The organism is Pseudonocardia alni (genome assembly GCF_002813375.1).
Taxonomy (GTDB): Bacteria; Actinomycetota; Actinomycetes; order Mycobacteriales; family Pseudonocardiaceae; genus Pseudonocardia; species Pseudonocardia alni.
On record NZ_PHUJ01000003.1, the window covers coordinates 3417899 to 3437632 of the forward strand.

Annotated in this window: 22 protein-coding genes; 11 read left to right on the forward strand and 11 right to left on the reverse strand. The window is 74.5% G+C overall.

The genetic code is table 11. From position 1 onward, the window contains the following. Positions 1-6 precede the first annotated feature (6 nt). Together pheA and ATL51_RS16935 are read left to right on the forward strand one after the other, a co-directional pair. Complete coding sequence (gene pheA, locus ATL51_RS16930) at positions 7-954, forward strand: prephenate dehydratase (protein WP_100879150.1); 948 nt, start codon at positions 7-9, stop codon at positions 952-954. Then, positions 951-1697: a histidine phosphatase family protein gene (locus ATL51_RS16935; protein WP_157818399.1), complete on the forward strand. Its 747-nt coding sequence runs from the start codon at positions 951-953 to the stop codon at positions 1695-1697. Before pheA ends, ATL51_RS16935 begins: the two co-directional genes overlap by 4 nt. 3 nt (positions 1698-1700) lie before the next feature. On the opposite strand, the gene ATL51_RS16940 is transcribed toward ATL51_RS16935, so the two are convergent. Then, positions 1701-2051, reverse strand: coding sequence for a metallopeptidase family protein (locus ATL51_RS16940; protein WP_208623007.1), 351 nt, complete (start codon positions 2049-2051; stop codon positions 1701-1703). A 1-nt stretch (position 2052) separates the two neighbouring features. Further along, entirely contained in the window at positions 2053-3330 is a 1278-nt protein-coding gene (locus ATL51_RS16945) for a septum formation family protein (RefSeq protein ID WP_157818400.1), read from the reverse strand. 243 nt (positions 3331-3573) lie between these two features. On the opposite strand from ATL51_RS16945, the gene ATL51_RS16950 reads away from it, so the two are divergent. From ATL51_RS16950 to ATL51_RS16960, 3 genes are read left to right on the forward strand one after another with little or no spacing between them, the layout of a single operon-like run. Continuing rightward, positions 3574-4338, forward strand: coding sequence for a hypothetical protein (locus ATL51_RS16950; protein ID WP_301549058.1), 765 nt, complete (start codon positions 3574-3576; stop codon positions 4336-4338). Positions 4339-4341: 3 nt separating this feature from the next. Continuing rightward, positions 4342-5508: a glutathionylspermidine synthase family protein gene (locus ATL51_RS16955; RefSeq protein WP_100879153.1), complete on the forward strand. Its 1167-nt coding sequence runs from the start codon at positions 4342-4344 to the stop codon at positions 5506-5508. A gap of 52 nt (positions 5509-5560) precedes the next feature. After that, positions 5561-6013, forward strand: a complete 453-nt coding sequence (locus ATL51_RS16960) for a DUF350 domain-containing protein (RefSeq protein ID WP_083474448.1) — start codon at positions 5561-5563, stop codon at positions 6011-6013. A gap of 20 nt (positions 6014-6033) precedes the next feature. Here ATL51_RS16960 and ATL51_RS16965 read toward each other — a convergent pair whose 3' ends face one another. Beyond that, positions 6034-7158 (reverse strand): nucleotide disphospho-sugar-binding domain-containing protein, encoded by a 1125-nt coding sequence (locus ATL51_RS16965; protein WP_100879154.1) that lies wholly within the window; start codon positions 7156-7158, stop codon positions 6034-6036. A 66-nt stretch (positions 7159-7224) separates the two neighbouring features. Between ATL51_RS16965 and ATL51_RS16970 the strand changes: the two genes are divergently transcribed. The 3 genes from ATL51_RS16970 to ATL51_RS16980 all read left to right on the forward strand — a co-directional run bounded on the left by ATL51_RS16970 (position 7225) and on the right by ATL51_RS16980 (position 9871). Further along, positions 7225-8064: an HAD family hydrolase gene (locus tag ATL51_RS16970; RefSeq protein WP_100879155.1), complete on the forward strand. Its 840-nt coding sequence runs from the start codon at positions 7225-7227 to the stop codon at positions 8062-8064. Positions 8065-8220: 156 nt separating this feature from the next. After that, positions 8221-8802, forward strand: coding sequence for a phosphatase PAP2 family protein (locus ATL51_RS16975; RefSeq protein ID WP_301549059.1), 582 nt, complete (start codon positions 8221-8223; stop codon positions 8800-8802). A 4-nt stretch (positions 8803-8806) separates the two neighbouring features. Continuing rightward, complete coding sequence (locus tag ATL51_RS16980; RefSeq protein WP_100879156.1) at positions 8807-9871, forward strand: decaprenyl-phosphate phosphoribosyltransferase; 1065 nt, start codon at positions 8807-8809, stop codon at positions 9869-9871. Positions 9872-9940: 69 nt separating this feature from the next. On the opposite strand, the gene ATL51_RS16985 is transcribed toward ATL51_RS16980, so the two are convergent. The 4 genes from ATL51_RS16985 to ATL51_RS17000 all read right to left on the reverse strand — a co-directional run bounded on the left by ATL51_RS16985 (position 9941) and on the right by ATL51_RS17000 (position 14288). Continuing rightward, entirely contained in the window at positions 9941-10885 is a 945-nt protein-coding gene (locus ATL51_RS16985; protein WP_100879157.1) for an NAD-dependent epimerase/dehydratase family protein, read from the reverse strand. A 75-nt stretch (positions 10886-10960) separates the two neighbouring features. Continuing rightward, entirely contained in the window at positions 10961-12997 is a 2037-nt protein-coding gene (locus tag ATL51_RS16990) for a DUF6541 family protein (protein WP_100879158.1), read from the reverse strand. 128 nt (positions 12998-13125) lie between these two features. Next, positions 13126-13593 (reverse strand): DUF2304 domain-containing protein, encoded by a 468-nt coding sequence (locus ATL51_RS16995; RefSeq protein WP_301549060.1) that lies wholly within the window; start codon positions 13591-13593, stop codon positions 13126-13128. A gap of 17 nt (positions 13594-13610) precedes the next feature. After that, positions 13611-14288, reverse strand: coding sequence for a glycosyltransferase family 2 protein (locus ATL51_RS17000; protein WP_100879160.1), 678 nt, complete (start codon positions 14286-14288; stop codon positions 13611-13613). Between the two features lie 129 nt (positions 14289-14417). Here ATL51_RS17000 and ATL51_RS17005 point away from each other — a divergent pair, with 129 nt between their 5' ends. Both ATL51_RS17005 and pseI read left to right on the forward strand, forming a co-directional pair. Further along, positions 14418-15419 carry a putative sugar O-methyltransferase gene (locus ATL51_RS17005; RefSeq protein ID WP_157818401.1) on the forward strand — a complete coding sequence of 334 codons (1002 nt, stop codon included), beginning with the start codon at positions 14418-14420 and terminating at the stop codon, positions 15417-15419. A 10-nt stretch (positions 15420-15429) separates the two neighbouring features. Beyond that, positions 15430-16488: a pseudaminic acid synthase gene (pseI, locus tag ATL51_RS17010; protein ID WP_100880763.1), complete on the forward strand. Its 1059-nt coding sequence runs from the start codon at positions 15430-15432 to the stop codon at positions 16486-16488. Positions 16489-16497: 9 nt separating this feature from the next. Here the strand turns inward: pseI and ATL51_RS17015 are convergent, their stop codons facing one another. Beyond that, on the reverse strand, positions 16498-17622 hold the full coding sequence (locus ATL51_RS17015) for an oxidoreductase (protein ID WP_100879162.1): 1125 nt from the start codon (positions 17620-17622) through the stop codon (positions 16498-16500). Between the two features lie 164 nt (positions 17623-17786). Here ATL51_RS17015 and ATL51_RS17020 point away from each other — a divergent pair, with 164 nt between their 5' ends. Then, positions 17787-18227, forward strand: coding sequence for an RrF2 family transcriptional regulator (locus ATL51_RS17020; RefSeq protein ID WP_100879163.1), 441 nt, complete (start codon positions 17787-17789; stop codon positions 18225-18227). On the opposite strand, the gene ATL51_RS17025 is transcribed toward ATL51_RS17020, so the two are convergent. From ATL51_RS17025 to ATL51_RS17035, 3 genes are read right to left on the reverse strand one after another with little or no spacing between them, the layout of a single operon-like run. Then, positions 18224-19078, reverse strand: coding sequence for an alpha/beta fold hydrolase (locus ATL51_RS17025; protein WP_100879164.1), 855 nt, complete (start codon positions 19076-19078; stop codon positions 18224-18226). The two genes, ATL51_RS17020 and ATL51_RS17025, sit on opposite strands and share 4 nt — an antisense overlap. Positions 19079-19091: 13 nt before the next feature. Next, a complete protein-coding gene (locus tag ATL51_RS17030) occupies positions 19092-19475 on the reverse strand; it encodes a type II toxin-antitoxin system VapC family toxin (protein WP_100879165.1) in 384 nt (127 codons plus the stop codon). Then, the gene (locus ATL51_RS17035) at positions 19459-19707 is read right to left on the reverse strand and encodes a type II toxin-antitoxin system Phd/YefM family antitoxin (RefSeq protein WP_100879166.1); all 249 of its coding nucleotides are present in this window, start codon (positions 19705-19707) and stop codon (positions 19459-19461) included. Before ATL51_RS17035 ends, ATL51_RS17030 begins: the two co-directional genes overlap by 17 nt. Positions 19708-19734 lie beyond the last annotated feature (27 nt).

Sequence of the window (19734 nt, forward strand, 5' to 3'; positions counted from 1 at the left end):
GATCGGATGCGGATCGGATTCCTGGGGCCGCACGCCACGTTCACCGAGCAGGCCCTGCTGACCCTGCCCGAGTCGCGTGGCGCGGAGCTCGTGCCGCTGCCCGGCGCCCCCGCGGTGCTGGCGGCGGTCCGCGACGGCTCCGTCGACGCCGGCTGCGTGCCGATCGAGAACACCGTCGAGGGCGCCGTCCCGCCGGTGCTCGACGGGCTCGTCGCCGATCCGCCGCTGGTGATCGCCCGTGAGGCCCGGATCGCGGTCCGGTTCTGCCTGATGGGCCGCCCGGGCACCACGGGTGACGCGATCCGCTCGGTCGCCTCCCACGGCCACGGCATCGCCCAGACCCGCGGCTGGCTCGCCGAGCACCTGCCGGCCGCCGAGGTCCGGGTCAGCTCCTCCACCGCGGAGGCCGCGGCCCAGGCCGCCAGGGGTGAGGTCGATGCCGCCGTCGCCGCCCCGCTCGCAGCCACGCAGCACGGCCTGGAGGTGCTGGCCGACGACATCGCCGACAACGCGGGCGCCGTCACCCGCTTCGTGCTGCTGACCCGCCCCGGCCCGCCGCCGGCGCCGACCGGCTGGGACCGCACCACCCTCGCCGCGACGACGACGAACCGCCCCGGCACCCTGCTCGGCCTGCTCACCGAGATCGCCGTCCGCGGCATCGACCTGACCCGGATCGAGTCCCGCCCGGTGAAGGGCCGCCACGCCGAGTACTGGTTCCACCTGGACTGCTCGGGCCACGTCGCCGACCCGGCGATGGGAGAGGCCCTGGCCGCACTGCACCGTCGCTGCGACCGGCTGATCTATCTCGGGTCGTTCCCGCGATCCGATCCCGCACCGGACGCCCCGGCGGCCGGGGTGGGGAGCCCGGTGGCGGCGCTCGGTGTCGCCACCGCCGACGACTACGCCGCGTCCGAGCGCTGGCTCGCCGCGGTCCGACGGGGAGCCGACACGTGAGCCACCAGACCGACGACGAGCACGACGGCGCCGCCTCCTTCGCGGCCGTCGGCACCGGCACCCGGATCGCGCAGGTCCCGCCGGACGACGGCGCGCTGCGCCTGGTGCTGGTCCGGCACGGCCGCACCCCGTCGAACGTGCGGCACCGCCTCGACACCGCGCTGCCGGGCCCCGGGCTGGACGAGCTGGGTCACGCGCAGGCCGAGGAGGTCGCCGGGCTACTCGCCGGATGGCCCGTGCAGGGCCTGTACGCGTCACGGGCGACCCGGGCGCAGGAGACCGCCGCCCCGATCGGCCGCGCGCTCGGACGCGAGGTGGAGCTGCTCCAGGGCCTGCACGAGGTGTTCGTCGGGGACCTCGAGGGCCAGGAGGGCGACGACGCCCGCGCCGCGTTCGACGAGGTCTTCGAGGCCTGGTGGGACGGTGACGTCGACCGCGCGATGCCCGGCGGCGAGTCCGCCCGCGACGTGTGGGGCCGGGCGCTGCCCGACCTCGCCGCGGTGACCTCCGGCGTGACGGAGGGGGCGGTCGTCGTCGTCAGCCACGGGGCGGCGATCCGGATCCTGTCGCTGGCGCTGCTCGGCGGGCACGACGGCTCCGGACCCGGCCACCCCGACGTCACCTACGGCCGCGAGCGCCCGGTCCCCAACACCGGCCGGGTCGTGCTGCGTCGCGACCCCGGCGGCTGGGTCCCGGAGCTGTGGGACGCGATGCCCGGCGGGCGGCGCGCCACCCACCGGTAGGGGTCAGCCCCAGCCGAGCTCGTGCAGCTTCTCCTCGGAGATGCCGAAGTGGTGCGCGATCTCGTGGACGACGGTGATCGCGACCTCGTCGACGACCTGCTCCTCGTCCTCGCAGAAGTCGAGGACGGCGTCGCGGTACACGGTGATCCGGTCCGGCAGCTCGCCTGCGTAGTCCGCGGTGCGCTCGGTCAGCGCGACGCCCTCGTAGAGCCCGAGCAGGTCCGGCTCGTCGGGGTGGCACGGCTCGACCAGCACGACGACGTTGTCCATCGCCGCGGCGAGCTCGGCGGGCACGAGGTCGAGCGCCTCGCAGACCAGCTCGTCGAACCGGTCGGCGGGCATCGCCACCGGCACGTCAGTTGCCCGACAGCCCGGGCAGGCCGGGTGGGATGTCGAGGTCCGGCTGTCCGGCGCCGCCGTCGGGGGCGGCGGGCTGCTCGCCGTCGGGCTGCTCGACCGGGGCCTGCGAGCCGGGGGCCGGGGTGGCCGACCCGTCGGCCGGGGCACCGTCCGGAGCGGGCGCACCGGGCGCGGACGGTGCCGGGGCGGCGGGCTGCCCGGAGACGACCAGGTTCCCCTTCACCGAGCCGGTGATCGAGGCGAAGCCGCTGTTGTCCGGCAGCAGGGTGCCGATGTTGCAGTTGACCTTGCGGCTGCCGGCCTTCCAGGACTCCTCGGAGAGGTTGCCCCAGTAGACGGTGAGGCCCTTGGCGCCGATCACCTGGTCGTTGCCGGCGAACGTGTTCGCGGCGTCGGTGCAGGCGGGCTGGAGGAACTTGTCCTGGTCCTCGATGGCCGGCCAGTCCTCCGTGAACTCGGTACCCAGGTCGACCAGCCCGACCGCCTCGACGGCGTGCGGCCCGGCGCAGTCGGTCGGGTCGCCGACGGTGCGGCCGTCGATGGCGAGGCAGGTGCCCACCGGCTGGACCGCGGACTGGTCCTGAGCCGCGACCTTGCCGGTGATCGGGAACATCTCCCCGCTGCGCGAGGCCATCTGCAGGCCGCAGCGCATGCCCTTGTCGCCGCTGTCCCAGCGCTGCTGCGACGGCTTGAGCGCGCCCACCCGGAACTTCCCGTCCGGGTCGAACTTGCCGTTCAGGTACGTGGTGACCACCGGGGTGCAGCGGTCGGCGACGAGCTTCTGCCAGGCCTCGTCGGCCGGGAACGTCGGCTGGTCGGTCAGCGCGACCCGTCCCGCCTGCTCGAACAGGTGCGGCCGGGCGCAGTCGACGGCGGCGGTGTCGGTCGCGTCGGACCGGGTCCAGTTCAGGCAGGTGCCCGGGGTGTCCGGTGGGGGCGGCAGCGGCGGGGGCTCCTCCACCTTCGGCACCCCGGAGGACGCGAACGACCCCAGCACGGGCACCTCGGCACCGAGCAGCGAGTCGACCGACGCGACGGTCAGCATCAACACCGCGCCGACCAGGATCCCGATCCCGACCCGGCGGGCCCCGAGGAGCCCGCCCCGCCCTGCGCCCGCGCGTCCGGAGGCCTCCGACGACCGTCGCCGACGGGTCGGGGCCACCGGCGTGGCCGACGGCCGGGACAGCACCGAGGTGGTCCCCTGCCCGGCGTGGACGGCGGTGCGGCCGGTCGCGTCGGGCCGGTCGGAGCCGGCGGAGGAGCGGGAATCCATGACGTCCCCCATCATGCAGCCGGGGTAGGCCCGGCTTCACCCGGCCGGTGCCCCGGCGCGGCGGTCGGTCGGCCGGATGCTGTGAACGTGCAGGTCCGCCCGGTGCGACGGGGTGCCGCGACCACTCGTCCGGGCGGGTGTGGGTGAAACGCAGCCGAATCGTCATCCGGGAACGGCCGGTGGTCGTCGGCCGCTCCCGGTACGGTGCGCGCGGGGGACGGGAGTGACGATGGGGGACCAGCGATGACCGACGGACCGCGCGCCGGCGGCGGCCCGGACGACAGCACGCCGCCCGCCGGTACGCCGAGGGCGACACCGGGCGGCGCGACACCGGAGCCGCAGTCGACGACGCCGACACCGCAGACCGACGGACCGGCGACGGCGCCGTGGGCGAACACGCCCGCCGAGCAGCCCGCCGAGGCCCCGCGCGGCCGGATCCGGCAGCAGGACGGCAGCACCGCGCCGCGCGAGCCCACGCTCGCCGAGAAGCGCGCCCGCGAGCAGAAGCTGCGCGCGGACCGCGAGGCGGTGCGGCTCAAGGAGGCCCGCTCCAAGACCACGAAGCGGGTGCTGATCGGCGCCGGCGCGACCGTCGGCGTCGTCGCCCTGATCGCGGCCGTCTACGCCGGGTCCGGTGGCGGCAGCGAGTCGGTCGAGGCGCGCTGCGTCGACGACCAGGGCGTCGTCGTGCCGGACGAGAACTGCAGCGGCACCCAGAGCCAGGGCCAGGTGTCCAACGGGGGCGGCGGCTTCGCCTTCGTCCCGATCTTCCTGGGCGGCGGCGGCCGGCAGTACCACTACAACTACGGCGGCAGCGGCGGCGTCGGCCAGGTCGCGACCGGCGGGAACGTGTCCCCGCCGCCGAGCGGCACCACGGTCCGCAGCGGCACCTCCGGATCCACACTCGGGTCGACCAGCCGCAGCGGCACCATCTCCCGCGGCGGTCTCGGCGTCGGCGGCGGCTCGTCGTCGTCCTCGGGCGGCTCCGGCTTCTCCAGCGGGAGCTGAGGCGTGCGACGCGAACGCGGCACCCCCCGTCCGGACTGGCAGCGCACCGTCGCCGAGCAGGGGCTCGCCTTCGGCACCCCCGGCCGGGACGGCTCGGGCAACGAGCGGCCCTACTGGGACGAGTCGGTGCACTACGTCTTCGAGATGGACGAGGTCCTGTCCCTCGAGGCCGACGTCGAGGTGCTCCAGTCGATGTGCCTGTCGGCGGTCGACCACGTGGTCACCACCGAGCGGTTCCGGGACTTCGCGCTGCCCGAGTGGTGTTGGGAGCAGGTCGCGCAGTCCTGGCGCCGCTCGGACCCGCACCTCTACGGCCGCTTCGACCTGCGCTACGACGGCTCCGGCCCGGCCAAGCTGCTCGAGTACAACGCGGACACCCCCACCTCGCTGCTGGAGGCCTCGATCCTGCAGTGGCACTGGCTGTCCGACGTCCACCCGGGCGACGACCAGTGGAACTCCCTGCACGAGAAGCTCGTCGAACGCTGGGGCGAGCTGAAGGGTCTGCTGCCGTCGTCGGAGGTGCACGTCACCTGGTCCGGCGCCGAGTCCACCGGCGAGGACCACATCACCGTCGGTTACCTGCAGGAGACCGCCGCCGAGGCGGGCCTCGACACCGTCGGACTGTCCATCGAGGACATCGGCTGGGACTCCGCACTGGACCGCTTCGTCGACCTCGAGGAAGCTCCGATGTCGACGGTGTTCAAGCTCTACCCGTGGGAGTGGATGCTGTCGGACGAGTTCGGCAAGCACGTCACCCGCAGCCTGCCCGAGACGCTGTGGCTCGAACCGCTGTGGAAGACCCTGCTGTCGAACAAGGCGCTGCTCGCGGTGCTGTGGGAGATGTACCCCGGGCACCCGAACCTGCTGCCCGCCTCGCTCGGCAACCCCGGCATCCTCACCGAGTACGTCCGCAAGCCCCTGCTGGGCCGCGAGGGCGCCAACATCGCGATCGTCGCCCCCGGCTACGAGACCGCGACCGGCGGCGTCTACGGCGACGAGGGCTTCGTCTATCAGATGTTCGACCCGCTGCCCGAATTCGACGGGTTCCGTCCCTGCCTGGGCGCCTGGCTGGTCGGTGACACCGCCGCCGGGCTCGGCATCCGCGAGACCGCCGGCCTGATCACCGACGACGGCGCGGCCTTCGTGCCGCACCGCATCCCCGAGTCCTGACCCTGTTCCTGCACCAGTTCCTGCACACCCCCGCTCCCCGGAGGTACCTCCCGTGATCCTCGCCCAGGCGTTCGACGCCACGTACTGGGGCTTCCTCGGCCGCGGTGTCGGCGCGATCCTGCTCTACGCCGTGATCGGCACCCTGCTCATGCTGGTCGGCTTCTGGGCCATCGACCTCACCACGCCCGGCAAGCTCCCGGCGATGGTCCGCGGCGGTCTGCCGAACGCGGTCACGATCACCTCGGCCGGAATGCTGTCGATGGCGTTCATCATCGTCACCGCGATCTACGGCTCGTACGGCTCGCTGCTGCAGGGCGTCGTGTCGTCGCTGGTGTTCGGCCTGATCGGGATCATCGCCCAGGTCGCCGCGGTGCGGCTGCTGGAGTGGGTGACCGGCATCGACATCGGCGAGGTCATCCAGTCCGACGAGCCGCGGGCGGTGGCGAAGGTCGTCGCGGCCGCGCACGTCGCGCTCGGCCTGATCGTCGCGGTCGCCGTCTTCTAGGCCCACCGTCCCGACGCCGCTCAGGCCAGGGCGGTCAGCACCTCGACCCTGGCCTGTGGCGTCGGCATCGTGGCGATCTCGGTGCGGACGTCGCGGGCGGCGGCCGCGAGTTCGCCGTCGTGCAGCAGCCTGCGCAGCGTGTCGGCGGTGAACGGGCCACCCAGTCCGGCGCCGCGGGCGGCGACCAGCTCGGCGTTGTGACGCCGGTCGCCGGGTCCGGGCAGCGCGAGCTGCGGGACGCCCGCGGCGAGCGCGGCCAGCACGTGCGCGGCGCTGCCGTCGTGCAGCACCGCCGCGCAGGCCGGCAGCAGCTCGTCCAGCGGGACCCGCCCGACGGTGCGCACCCCCGGCCCGTGGTGGCGCAGCAGCCGCGCCGGGGGACGGACGAGCACGAGCTCGCAGTCCGTGCCGTCGGCGCGGACGCCCTGCAGCGCGCGCACCGCGGAGGACTGCAGGTCCCCGCGCACCGGTCCGCCGCCGCGCAGCACCAGCACCCGCGGGCGGACCGAGGGGCCGCTCAGCCAGGCGGGCAGCGAGGACCGGCCGGAGCCGCGGGTCCGCCCCGGCCGCACGGCCAGCGCGTCGCGCGCCCCGACGAGGCTCGACGGGGCGATGGTCAGCGCGATCGCCGGCGGCGGGACCCCGCGCAGCCCGTGCCGGAGCCGGGCACGCTGCAGGGGGCGGGAGTCCAGCAACGTGCGGACCAGCGCGAACCCGTCGAGCAGGCCGTTCTCGTGCAGCACCGCCGGGACGTCGTGCCGGGCGGCCGCGAGCGCCCCCGCGACCGCGAGGGGCTCGTACACCACGACGTCGGGCCGCCACTGCTCGGCGACGGTCACCAGCGCGTCGGTCAACTCCTCGTTCACCGGGCCGAACAGCGAGCGCACCCCGGCGTCGCCGCCGCGCCCGGCCAGCTCGGCCCGTGCGGTCACCGGGTGCGCGACGAGCGAACGCGCGGCCAGCCTGCCCACCCGCAGGCTGCGGGCGACGTCGATGAACGGCAGCGGGTCCGCCCCGGGGAGCGGGTGCGCGTCGCCCCCGCCGGCGAGCAGCACCTCGTGCCCGGAGTCCCAGAGCGCGTGGGCGAGCGGCAACAGCGGTGTCAGGTGCCCCGACAGCGGGGCCGCCACCACCAGAACGCGCACCGTTCGAGGGTAACCGCCACGCGGTCGTCCGGGGGCGGTCTCCGCGCGGTTCCGTACGCTCTGGGTGTGATCGTCGAGAACGCGCCCCGGCTCGTCGCCACCGACGTCGACGGGACCCTCCTCGACGGCGGCGGCGCGGTCACCCCGCGCACCGTCGCCGTGCTGGAGCGGGCGGTCGCCGCCGGCGCCGGCTTCGTGCTGGTCACCGGCCGCCCGCCGCGCTGGATCCCGCCGGTGCTCGCGCGGCTGCCCGAGGGCCTGGTGCGGCTGTGCGTGTGCGCGAACGGCGCGGTGCTCTACGACGCCGCCGACGACGCCGTGCTCGGCGCGCACACCCTCGAGCCCGCCACGATCCGCGAGCTCGCCGGCCTCGCCGCGGAGCTGTTCCCCGGCTGCGGGTTCGGTGTCGAGCGCGTCGGGAACGCCGAGGGCGACGGCGGCCCGCGGGGGATCGTCGACGAGTTCCTCACCGACCCCGGCTACGTCCACGCCTGGGGCGAGCACGACGGCGGCTCCACCAGCCGCGAGGACCTGCTCGGCCGCCCGGCGACGAAGGTGCTGATCCGCTCCCCGGAGCTGACCAGCGAGCAGATGATGGACGCGCTCGCACCGAAGGCCGGCGGGCTGGCCGACCTGACGTTCTCGCACCCGTCGGGGCTGCTGGAGGCCTCCGCTCCCGGGGTCACCAAGGCGACCGGCCTCGCCGAGGTCGCCCGCCGTCTCGGGGTGACCGCGGCGGACACCGTGGCGTTCGGCGACATGCCCAACGACCGGGAGATGCTGCGCTGGGCCGGGCTCGGCGTCGCGATGGGCAACGCCCACCCGGACCTGGTCGGGCTCGCCGACGAGGTGACGGCACCGCACACCCACGACGGGCTCGCCGAGATCCTGGAGCGCTGGTTCTGAGCGCACCCGGCGCTGTTCACCCGCCCGTCGACGAGCGGTCATGCCCGGTCCCACGGGCCGCCCCGACCCGGCCCACGACCCCGCCCGCGCGTACCATCACCGGCTGTCATCGCCCGCGAGCCGGGTGCCAGCGCCCGCGCCAGGAGGCCCCCACCCGTGGCTGACACGGCAGACACCCTGGACCGTTCCGGTCCGCAACCGCCCGCCGACGTCCCGCCCACCGGCGAGGTCGCCGTGCTGGCGTCCGTGCAGGGCGCTCTCGGAGGCGACACCACCGTGCGGGTCGCCCGCGGGATGTCGCTGTTCGGCGAGCACGCCGCGGGCTGGCTCGCGATCGGCGTCGTGGGTGCCGCGCTGGACCGCCCCCGCCGTCGTGAGTGGCTCGGCTCCGCCGCGGCCGTCGCGTTCGCGCACGGCGCCTCGATCGGGATCAAGCGCGTCGTCCGGCGCCGCCGCCCCGACCACCCCGCGGTCCGGGTCCTGGTGGGCACCCCGAGCCGGCTGAGCTTCCCGTCCTCGCACGCCACGTCCACCACCGCCGCCGCCGTGCTCTACGGCGGCCTGCTGGGCAGGCGCTCCCGCCCGGTGGCCGCGGCGGGTGTGGGCCTGATGGCGCTGTCGCGCCTGGTCCTCGGCGTGCACTACCCGACCGACGTCGCCACCGGCACCGCGCTCGGCGCGGCCGTCGCCGGTACCGCGCGTCGCGTGATCTCACGCAACCCCACCACCGGAGGGTGAGCGCATGACCAGTACCGACCCGACGAAGGTCGACCGCGACGACTCCGAGAAGGAGAAGGTCGCCCGGGCCGCCGACCCGCAGACCCCCGTCGTCCCGGACGCCCCCGACGACGCAGGCGCCCCCGAGGGCCACGAGGCCGACGCGGCCCCCGCCGCCGAGCACGCCCCGCACGTGCCGATGGACCCGTCCGAGCGCACCACCGCGATGGTCGCCCGCGGCCTGCTCAAGACGATGCGCCCCCGCCAGTGGGTGAAGAACGTCCTGGTCTTCGCCGCGCCGTTCGTCAGCGGCCAGCTGTTCGACGTGCCGATCCTGATCGACTGCCTGATCGCGTTCGTCGCGTTCTCGCTGGCCGCGTCCGGCGTGTACCTGGTCAACGACGCGCTCGACGTCGAGGCCGACCGGGCGCACCCGACCAAGCGCCGCCGCCCGATCGCGTCCGGCATCGTCCCGGTGCCGCTGGCCTTCGTCGCCGCGGGCGTGCTGTTCGCCGGGGCGATCGCGCTGTCGTTCGCGGTGACCTGGCAGCTGATCATCGTGCTCGCCGTCTACGTGGCGGTGCAGCTGTCCTACTGCCTGTGGCTCAAGCACCAGCCGGTGCTCGACATCTGCATCGTCGCCTCCGGCTTCCTGATGCGCTCCATCGCCGGTGGCGTGGCCACCGGCATCCCGCTGTCGCAGTGGTTCCTGCTGGTCACCGGGTTCGGCTCGCTGTTCATGGTCGCCGGCAAGCGCTACGCCGAGATCAACCTCGCCGAGCGCACCGGGGCCAAGATCCGCAAGTCGCTGGAGAACTACACGGCGTCCTACCTGCGCTACATCTGGTCGCTCTCGGCCACCGTCATGATCGTCATGTACGGGCTGTGGGCGTTCGAGATCCGCGAGGACCACAACTCGGTGTGGTCGGTGCTGTCGATCGTGCCGTTCGTGATCGCGGTGCTGCGCTACTCGGTGGACGTCGACCGGGGCACCGGCGGCGAGCCCGAGGAGATCGCGCTCGGCGACCGCGCGCTGCAGGTCCTGGCGCTGGCCTGGATCGCGATGCTCACCCTGGCCGTCTACAGCTGACGCCGGCCGCCACCCGGGCCCGGCTCCCCGCACGGGGGCCGGGCCCGCGGTGTGTCGGCGCCCGGCGTGTCAGCGCCCGGTGTGCCAGGCCCAGGTGTGCGCGAGGCCCTCGGCGAGCGGTGTCGGCGCGGGCAGGCCGAGCGCGGCGATCCCGCGCGACGGGTCGAGGCAGCTGCGGCGCAGCTCCCCGGCCCGGGCCGGGAGGAACTCCGGCGCGAACGCCTCCGGGGCGAGCCCGGCGATCTCCCCGATCGTCGCGGCCAGCTCGACGACCGTGGACTCGGTTCCGGTGCCGACGTTGAACACCTCGCCGGCGAGTTCCCCGGCCGCGAGCCGGTCGGCCGAGGCGAGCGCCGCCCGGGCGACGTCGCCGACGTAGAGGAAGTCGCGGGTCTGGCCGCCGTCGCCGAACACGGTCGGCCGCAGCCCGGTGCGGGCCCGGTCGCAGAACAGCGAGACGACCCCGGCCCCGCCCGCCGGGTGCTGGCGCGGCCCGTAGACGTTCGCGAAGCGCAGCACCAGCGCCGGGAGGCCGTGCGCCCGCACGAAGAACCGGGTGTAGCGCTCCGCGGCGAGCTTGCTCATCCCGTACGGCGACTCCGGCTCGGCCGGCTCCGCCTCGGTCGTCGGCAGGGGGGCGCCGTCGCCGTAGATGGCGCCGCCGGTGGAGCAGACGACGACCGCGCCCGCGCCCGCGTCCCGGGCCGCCTGCAGCACGCTCAGCGTGCCGAGGACGTTGACCGAGGCGTCGTGCACCGGGTCCGCCATCGAGCGGCGTACGTCGATCTGGGCGGCCAGGTGGAACACCGCGTCCGGGCGGTACTCCGCGGCCAGCGCGGTGAGCGCGGCGGTGTCGCGGACGTCGAGCTCGGCCACCGTGACACCCGGGGCGAGGTTGTCCCGGGTCCCGGCGGAGAGGTCGTCGACGACGAGGACGTCGTCGCCGCGGGTGAGCAGGGACTCGACCAGGGTGGAGCCGATGAAGCCGGCTCCACCGGTGACGAGTGCGCGCATACCTGCCTTCCTCCGGGGCGGACGGTGTGTGCACCCGGCTGCGCGCACACGGTAACCGCGGCTGCCCGGGGCGCCTCAGCCGGTGGAGCGGGCGGGGCCCGCGCCGCAGGCGGTGATCCGGTAGAGCGTGCTGCCGCCCCCGGAGAGGACGGGCTCGAACCCGGGTGCACGGTCGATCTCGGACAGTCCGGGGTAGGTGTCGGCCCGCGGGTCCCACGGCCACCAGGTGACCGGGCCGTCGATGACGTAGCCGACGCCGGTGGCCCGCAGGGCGGGACAGACGACGGGGTCGCGGGCGACGTCGTGCAGCCGCATCCGGACCAGCTCCTGGTCGGGCGTCCAGGTCCCGGACAGGTGCGGGAAGAGCACCTGGCGCCCGGTCAGCGGGTACAGCAGCCCGTTGCCGGTCCACGGGTTCGCCGCGACGACGGCACCCGGTGCGGTCGCCCGGCCCGCCGCCTCCAGGAACTCGCGCTGGCCGGGCTGCAGCACCCGGCCGGTCTCGTAGCGGTAGGCGTCGGCGATCACGGCGGCGTGCACCCCGATGCGGAACCCGTCGGTGAGCAGGACCAGCGCCGCGGCGAGGACGGCGACGGCCGGGACGGTCAGCAGCCGTCGTCGCTCCGGGGTGGTCTCCGCCCGCCGCAGCGCGGTCACCGCCCGGACCACCAGGCCGGCAGCGCCGAGCACGCCCAGCGTCGCCAGCGGCACCCCGGTGATCGGGACCATCGCGGCGAGCCGGTGCGAGTCGTTGTACCAGGCCCCGGTCAGCGCGGTGACCAGGTCGCCCTCGCGGGCCACGGCGAGGGTGTAGAGCAGCGCCGAGGTCAGGTGCGCCGGCACCAGCCACGCGGTGCGCGCGTGCCGCAGAGCCAGGACGGCGCCGACCACGACCAGCACCGACACCACGACCAGCTCGGGCCGCTTGTTCGTCCCGTTCCACAGCACGCCGGTCAGCGCCTCGCGCGCCCCCATCGAGGCCTGCCAGTCGAACGCCCGCACGCCGTCGAGGTAGGGCGACCACGCCAGCAGCCAGACGGTGCCGGCGACCGCGGCCAGCGCGCCCGCGGGGGCCAGGGCCGCCGTGGCGAAGCGGCGCCGGCGGACCTGCCGGACCGTGGTGATCGCGGCCGCGACCACCAGGGGGGACAGGCCCAGCACGAGCAGGCTGACCGCGGCGTTGGGGTGCGCCAGCGCCAGAGCGGGGACGGCCGCGGCCCCGAGCAGCAGCGCCCGGAACCGGCCGACCGCGCTGTCGCGGGTCAGCCCCAGCACGGTGACGACGGCGGCCAGCCCGGCGGGCACCAGCGCCAGCCCGAGCAGGTTGGGCCACAGGACGCCCCAGTTCAGCAGCAGCCACGGCATCGCGGTGAACGCCGTCGCGAGCACCGGGGTGACGAGCAGGGCCCCGGCCCGGCGCCCGACGACCTGGCGGACGAGCAGCGTGCACGACAGCGGCCACACGACGGCCGCCGCGGCGAACGCGGCGAGGTTCGACGCGGCCGGGATCGACGCGCCGGTGCCCGCCACGACGAGCGAGACGACGTCGTGCCAGGCGGCGGGGTAGGCCGAGGGCCGCCCCGGGCTGTTCAGCTCACCCAGCGTCAGCGACGACGCGTCGCCGGTCTGCACGATCCGGGCGACCGCGCTGTAGTGGTAGATCGCGTCGTAGGTCGGGGAGATCGCGTCGACGGGCCCGAACGCGAGCATCACGGTCAGCCAGCCGATCGCGATGGTGACGGCCGTCCCGATCGCCAGGGCGATCCCGCCGAGCGGGCCGTCGGGTCCCGCGCGCAGCAGGAACGGCGGACGGTCGCCGGGGTCCCCGCCGGGCTCGGCCCGGTCCCGGCGCACCCGCCGGACGGTGGCGCTCACCGCGGCGCAGAGCAGCGCGAGCACGGCGGTGGCGCCCAGCACCGGCCACGGTCCCCACGGCACCCCGGCCCGGCCGGCCAGCACCGCGGTGGTCGCGATCAGCGCGACCGACACCAGCGGCCCGGCGCCCCAGCAGACCGCTCCGCGCAGTCCCGCGGCGCGGGTGACGAGTGCCCCGGGCAGTACGCACCACGCCGCGGTCACCAGTGCCACGGGGACGGCCTGGGCCCACGTCATCCCCGGCTCCGCGCGTCGTCGATCGGCAGCCGCATCCGGCGCACCCTACGAGCGTCGTGCCGCAGGCCGTGACGCGCGGCCGACGTGTCACCGTCTGCGACCGATTCGTGACCCGCGCGGATCGTCGCTCAGCTCCCGGTGGAGCGGGCCGTCCCCAGCTCGTCGGCGGATGCGGTGGCGGCGGGCTCGGTGGCGGCGGGCCGGTGGCCGTTCGTCGTCGCCTGCTGCTCCAGCGCGGTCAGCCGCTGCTCCAGGTCGTTCTCCCGCCGGGTCAGCTCCGCGTCCCGGACGGCGATCTGGCGGGCCAGGTTCGTCAGGTGCTGGCTGATCTCGCGGTCCCGCAGGTAGGTGTTCAGCATGCCGAACACGAACGCGACGACGAGCAGGTAGACCAGCAGGTCCGTGCCACGGCCGATGCCCACCGCCCGGGCCAGGTAGGTCAGGTCGTCGGGGCGCAGGACCGCATAGATGTTCAGCACGATGAACGCGCCGAAGGCGATCCGCTTGCTCGCCCGCACGCCGACGCTCTGGCCGCTGCGCACGAAGTAGACGAGTGCGCCGACCGCGGCGGCCAGGAGCAGGATCTGCAGGATCACGGTGTTCGCCTCCTGGGTCATCGCTGTCGTACCGACAGGTCGAACAGGATGTTCACCCCGTTGAACAGCGACTGGCCCTTGGATCGTGAGTACTCGGTGTAGCGGATCGTGACCGGCACCTCGCGGATCCGCCACGACGACCGGGCCAGCGACGCGACGATCTCCGACGCGTGCGCCATCCCGTTCATGGTGATCCGCAGGTCCTCGGCGACCGCCCGGTTCATGGCCCGCAGCCCGTTGTGGGCGTCGGTGAGCTTGAGCTTGCGGCTGGCCGGGGACAGCGCCGCGACGGTGCGCAACACCAGCCGCTTGAGCGGCGGCACCGGCTCGGTCGACTCCAGGAAGCGCGACCCGAGGACGACGTCGGCCTCGCCGCTGCGCAGGATCGCGGCCATCCGGACGGCGTCGGCGACGTCGTGCTGGCCGTCGGCGTCGAAGGTGACGATCCGCTCGGCGCCGCCACGGAGCGCGTAGTCGATCCCGGTCTGCAGCGACGCGCCCTGCCCGAGGTTGATCGGGTGCCGCACCAGGTGCGCGTCGGTGCCGGCGATGCGTTCGGCGGAGGAGTCCCGGCTGCCGTCGTCGACGCACACGACGTTCGGGAAGGCCGTGCGGATCTCCGCGACGACGTCGGCGATGACGGTGTCCTCGTTGTACACGGGGACCACCACCCAGGTGCCGGTGTCGGCGACCACGTCCCACTCCCTCGTCACTGACCGGCGGCCGTCCACCGCCGCACCGCAGAGGCTATCGGTCCGGGGACCCGGGCCGTTCGACGGTGGGTCACGATCGACGCGAAGGTGATGTTCCGTACCGTTCGTGACATGGACCCGAGAACGCTGCTCGAGTTGATGCTGGCCGATCTGGACAGCGCGCCGGAGCTGTACCGGCCGACGGACTTCTGGCGGACCGGTCTGGAGAAGGTGGTCGCCGACCTGCGGGAACGCGGGTTCGCGGAGTTCCGCAGGCACCCCTCGGCCACCTACTTCTACGCCCCGCAGTACGCGCCGGTGTCCCGTCCGGCGGCCGCTCTGTCGCGGGCGTTCGGTCTGGTGGGCGGCCCCGGGACGCTGCTGCGCGAGCGGATCGACCAGGTGCCCGTCGCCCGGGCCCACCACGCCACGGTGACCGCGCTCGATCCCGCCGACCGGTCGCCGTCGCTCGCCGGGTTCAGCGAGTCGGCCGCCGGCGCCCCGGCCGAGCAGCTGGTGTTCGACGGCCGCCGGTTCAGCCGGTCGTCACTGAACTACCTGCGCGGGCTGGTCATGCTCAAGCGTGCCGTGCCGGACCTCGACGTCTCGACCGTCCTGGAGATCGGCGGCGGGTTCGGCACGCTCGGCGAGATCCTGCTGTCGGGCAACCCCGGTCTGCGCTACATCGACGTCGACATCCCGCCGGTCGCCGCCGTCGCCACGCACTACCTGCGCGAGGCGCTCGGGCCGGAGAAGGTCCTGGACTACGCGGCCACCCGCGAGCGCGAGAAGATCGTGATCGACGAGCTGGAGCAGCCGGCGACGGTGCTCTGCTCCTGGCAGCTGCCCCGGCTCACCGGGACCGTCGACCTGTTCGCCAACTTCATCTCCTTCCAGGAGATGGAGCCCGACGTCGTCGCGAACTACGCGAGCCTGGTCACCGACCTGGGCGCCCGCTGGCTGCTGCTGCGCAACTCCCCGACCGGCAAGCGAGGAGTCCGCGAGCCCATGCTGCGCCACCGCTACCTGGAGATGTTCGACCGGTTCGAGCTCGTCGACTCCGACGCCGGGCTCTACGGTCAGGACTCCGAGGGCACGGTGTCCGAGGTGATGGTGCTCGCGCGGCGCTCGTAGGGTGGCGCGCATGCGCACCCCGGACCCGATCGAGATCGGCGGCCACCGCGTGGGCCCCGGCGAGCGACCGTTCGTCATCGCCGAGGTCTCCGGCAACCACAACGGCTCGCTGGAGCGGGCGCTGGAGATCGTCGACGCGATCGCCGGCACCGGGGCGCAGGCGGTGAAGTTCCAGACCTACCGCGCCGACACGATCACCATCGACGCCGACGGCCCGGCGTTCCGCATCCGCGACGACCACGGCCTGTGGGGCGGGCGGAACCTGTACCAGCTCTACGAGCAGGCGCACACGCCGTGGGAGTGGCACGAGCCGCTGTTCGCCCGGGCCCGTGAGCACGGGCTCGTGCCGTTCTCCTCGCCGTTCGACCCGACGGCGATCGAGCTGCTGGAGTCCCTCGACGCGCCGGCGTACAAGGTGGCCTCGGCCGAGCTGGTCGACCTCCCGCTGATCCGGGCGATGGCCGCGACCGGCAAGCCGATGGTGATCTCCACCGGGATGGCGACGCTGGCCGAGATCGACGCCGCCGTCGCCGCCGCCCGGGAGGGCGGTGCGACGCAGATCGTGCTGCTGGCCTGCACCGCCTCGTACCCGGCGGACCCGGTCGACGCGAACCTGCAGACGATCCCGGCGCTGCGCGAGGCGTTCGGCGTCCCGATCGGGCTCTCCGACCACACCCCGGGCATCGGGGTACCGGTCGCCGCGGTGGCGCTCGGCGCGGTCGCGATCGAGAAGCACGTGACGCTGCAGCGCGCCGACGGCGGCGTCGACTCCGACTTCTCCCTGGAACCCGCCGAGCTGGCGTCGCTGGTCACCGAGACCGACGTGGCACGACGCGCGATGGGCCCTGCCCGGTTCGGCCCGCGCGAGTCCGAGCGGGACACCCTCGCGCTGCGCCGGTCGCTGTGGGTGGTCGCCGACGTCGCCGCGGGGGAGCAGGTCACCGCGGACAACGTGCGGTCGATCCGTCCGGCCGGTGGCCTGCACACCGACACGATCGGCACCGTGCTCGGCCGGACCTTCACCCGCGACGTCGCCCGCGGCACCCCGCTGACCTGGGACCTGATCTGAGCGAACCGCTCAGTGCAGGGTGCCCAGTGCCGCCTTGGTGAAGGGCACCAGCTCGGACTCGCGGCCGTCGAGGACCTTGCGTGCCCACTCGGGGTCGGCCAGCAGTGCCCGGCCGACGGCGACGAGGTCGAACTCGTCGTCCTCCAGCCGGTCGAGGAGCTTCTCGACGCCGCTGACGTCGGCGTGCGCGTCGCCGCCGGTGAACATCTCCGGGGCGAAGACCTGGTCCAGGCCGACCGAGCCGACGGTGATCGTCGGCAGGCCGGTGACCTTGCGCGTCCACCCGGCGATGTTCAGCTCGGCGTCGGCCTCGGGGAACTCCGGCTCCCAGTAGCGGCGCCCGGACGCGTGGAACGCGGTCACCCCGGCGTCAGCGAGCGGGGTCAGCACGTCGGCCAGCTCGTCGGGGGTCCGGGCGAGCTGCGCGTCGTAGGCGCCGGCCTTCCACTGGGAGAACCGGAACACGACCGGGAAGTCGGGGGCGACGCGCTCGCGGACGGCGGCGACGATCTCGGCCGCGAAGCGGGCCCGCTCGGCTGCGCCGCCGGCGTAGCCGTCGGTGCGGCGGTTGGTCCGCTCCCACAGGAACTCGTCGATCAGGTAGCCGTGCGCGCCGTGCAGCTCGACACCGTCGAAACCGATCCGCTCGGCCTGCGCCGCGGCCTCGGCGAACGCGCCGATGATCCGGTCGATCCCGGCGAGGTCCAGTGCGGTGCCGGCGCCCTCGGTGCCGTCGAGCGCGATGCCGGACGGGCCGACCGACGGCGCCTCGGGGAACGGCGGCTTCCCGGCCTCGCGGGTGATCCCGACGTGCCAGATCTGCGGCATGATCCGGCCACCCGCCCCGTGCACCGCCTCGACGACGTCCGCCCACCCGGCCAGCGACGCCTCGCCGTGGAAGCGCGGGACGGCGGCGACGTCGCCTGCGGAGGGGTCGTCGATGTAGGTGCCCTCGGTGATGATCAGGCCGGTACCGGCGGCGGCACGGCGCGCGTAGTAGGCCGCCACGTCGGTGCCGGGGACACCGCCGGGGGAGAACGCCCGGGTCATCGGGGCCATGACGATGCGGTTGGGCAGCTCCGCGGAGCCGAGGGTGTACGGGCGGCCGAGAAGCCGTGCGGCGCGGGTGGACACGAGGCACTCCTGAGGGGTGGGCCGTCCAGGCACGTCGGCGGGTCCGGGCGGAGGCGTCAAATGGTTCTGATCAAAGATACATATGGCTCCGCGAACTGCAACAGTGACCACCACCTTTTCGGGCGCGACGGGTACGCTGGCGGCCCGGGACGGGAGGTGAGGTCGTGCTGGACATCCGGTTCTCCAGCGCCCTGCAGGCGATGCTGTACCTCGCCGCCGCGGCTGAGGGCGACAGTCCGACCGTCAGCTCCGGACGGCTCGCCGAGGCACTCGGCACGAACGCCAGCGTGGTGCGCAAGCTGCTGGTGCCGCTCGGGGTGCACGGCCTCGTCGAGTCCAGCAGGGGGCGCAGCGGGGGTGCCCGGCTCGCCCGGCCGGCCGGGGAGATCACCCTGGCCGAGATCTATCGCTGCGCGGTGGGGGAGAAGCCGCTCTGGGCGTGCCGCCCGGAGAGCGAGCACGTCTGCCCGGTGACGACGAACGCCGCGGAGTACTTCGCCCGGCTGACCGTCGAGGTGGAGGGGGCGGTGCTGCAGTCGCTGGGGTGCCGGACCCTCGCCGACGCGCTGCGCGAGATGCGGGGCCTGGACCGCGCGGCGCCCTAACCGTCGAGGAACTCCCTGACCAGCGCGTTCACCTCGTCCGGGGACTCCCGGTTGGACCAGTGGCCACGGCCGGGCAGCACCACGAACCGGGCGCCCGGGACGGCCGCGGCCGCCGCGCGCGTCGTCGCGACGGGGACGCCCGCGTCTCGGTCGCCCTGCACGAACAGGGCGGGGCAGCGGATCTCCGGGAGCCGGGGGCGCAGGTCGACCCGCATCCGGCGGAGCCCGATCGAGTCGTTCTGCCAGTCGGAGCTGCCCGCGTTCCCGGCCCGGGCCTCGCCCAGGATCTGATCGACGATCCCGTCGAGGTCGGCCACGCGGCCTGCGTCGCCGAAGAGCGCGCGCCGGGTGAACGCGGTGACCGCCGCCCGGCTCCGGAACGCCAGGTTCGGCAGGGTCCGCGAGAGCAGCGGCACCCGCGCGGTCAGCCACAACAGCTGGTGCAGCCCCGGCGGGAAGCTCAGTGTCCCGGCCGGAGCGAGCGCCACCACGCGTTCCACCCGCTCCGGGTGCTCGATCGCGGTGGCCAGTGCGAGGGCGCCGCCCTGGGAGAGCCCCACGACGGCGGCCCGCTCGACGCCGAGGTCGTTCAGCACGTCGACGACCGTGCGCAACAGCACCTCGTGGGTCGCCCGGCCGTGCCACGGCCGGCTGCGCCCCTGCTTCGGCCAGTCGGGGGCGATGACGCGGTGGTCGCGGGCGAGGTCGGGGATCAGGTGGTGCCAGCTGAGCAGCGCGTTGTCGAGGCCGGCGCCGGACAGCAGCAGCACCGGTGGGCCGGACTCGCCCGCGAGGTGGACGTGCAGGTCGCCCTCGGGGCGGGGGATCACGTGGTCGCGCAGGGCGGTCATCGGGTCCTCCCGGTCAGCGGGTCGCGTCGACGACGAAGCTCCGTCCGAGCCCGAGCAGTACCCGGTCCGCGGTGAGCAGCTGCATGCCGTCCTGGTCCGCCTGGGCGATGATGAGCCGGTCGAACGGGTCGTGGCGGACGAGTTCGGGGAAGGCACGCAGGCCCTCGGCGTGGGTGGCCGTCACGTCCAGGACGACCAACCCCTGCTCCTCCAGCAGCTCCGGGAGCCCGGCCGGGACGTCGAGCTTTCCCAGCATGGCCTTGATGGTGAGTTCCCAGACCGATGCCGCCGAGACGTGGACCGCGGTCGCGGTCCCGATGATCTCGCGCGCCTTCGGGCCGAGCCGTTCGCTGTCGGTGAGGACCCACAGCAGGGCCTGGCTATCGAGGAGCAGCATCGTCGCCGTAGAACATGGCCTGGATGTCCTGGTCGACGCCCTCGAAGTCGGCGTCGTCGTAACGGACGCGGTCGCGGAGCCCGCCCAGGCGCACGGTCCGGCGCTGGTGCGGCACCAGGTCCGCCACGGGCGTGCCGGCGCGCGAGATGACGATGTGTTCGCCCGCGGCGACGCGCTCCAGCAGTCGGGACAGGTGGGTCTTGGCCTCGTGGATGTTGAACTCGGCGGTCACGGTGCCTCCGTCCGTCGGACCTGGTCC

What these genes read in the sequence shown, in the direction of transcription:
- ATL51_RS17025 (WP_100879164.1), bottom strand. Translation starts at nt 19,078, where the DNA reads ATGACCGCCCTGCGCGACCACGTGATCCCCCGCCCCGAGGGCGACCTG.
- ATL51_RS16950 (WP_301549058.1), top strand. Translation starts at nt 3,574, where the DNA reads ATGACCGACGGACCGCGCGCCGGCGGCGGCCCGGACGACAGCACGCCG.
- ATL51_RS16945 (WP_157818400.1), bottom strand. Translation starts at nt 3,330, where the DNA reads ATGGATTCCCGCTCCTCCGCCGGCTCCGACCGGCCCGACGCGACCGGC.
- pheA (WP_100879150.1), top strand. Translation starts at nt 7, where the DNA reads ATGCGGATCGGATTCCTGGGGCCGCACGCCACGTTCACCGAGCAGGCC.
- ATL51_RS16980 (WP_100879156.1), top strand. Translation starts at nt 8,807, where the DNA reads ATGACCAGTACCGACCCGACGAAGGTCGACCGCGACGACTCCGAGAAG.
- ATL51_RS16990 (WP_100879158.1), bottom strand. Translation starts at nt 12,997, where the DNA reads ATGACGTGGGCCCAGGCCGTCCCCGTGGCACTGGTGACCGCGGCGTGG.
- pseI (WP_100880763.1), top strand. Translation starts at nt 15,430, where the DNA reads ATGCGCACCCCGGACCCGATCGAGATCGGCGGCCACCGCGTGGGCCCC.
- ATL51_RS17030 (WP_100879165.1), bottom strand. Translation starts at nt 19,475, where the DNA reads ATGCTGCTCCTCGATAGCCAGGCCCTGCTGTGGGTCCTCACCGACAGC.
- ATL51_RS17005 (WP_157818401.1), top strand. Translation starts at nt 14,418, where the DNA reads ATGGACCCGAGAACGCTGCTCGAGTTGATGCTGGCCGATCTGGACAGC.
- ATL51_RS16985 (WP_100879157.1), bottom strand. Translation starts at nt 10,885, where the DNA reads ATGCGCGCACTCGTCACCGGTGGAGCCGGCTTCATCGGCTCCACCCTG.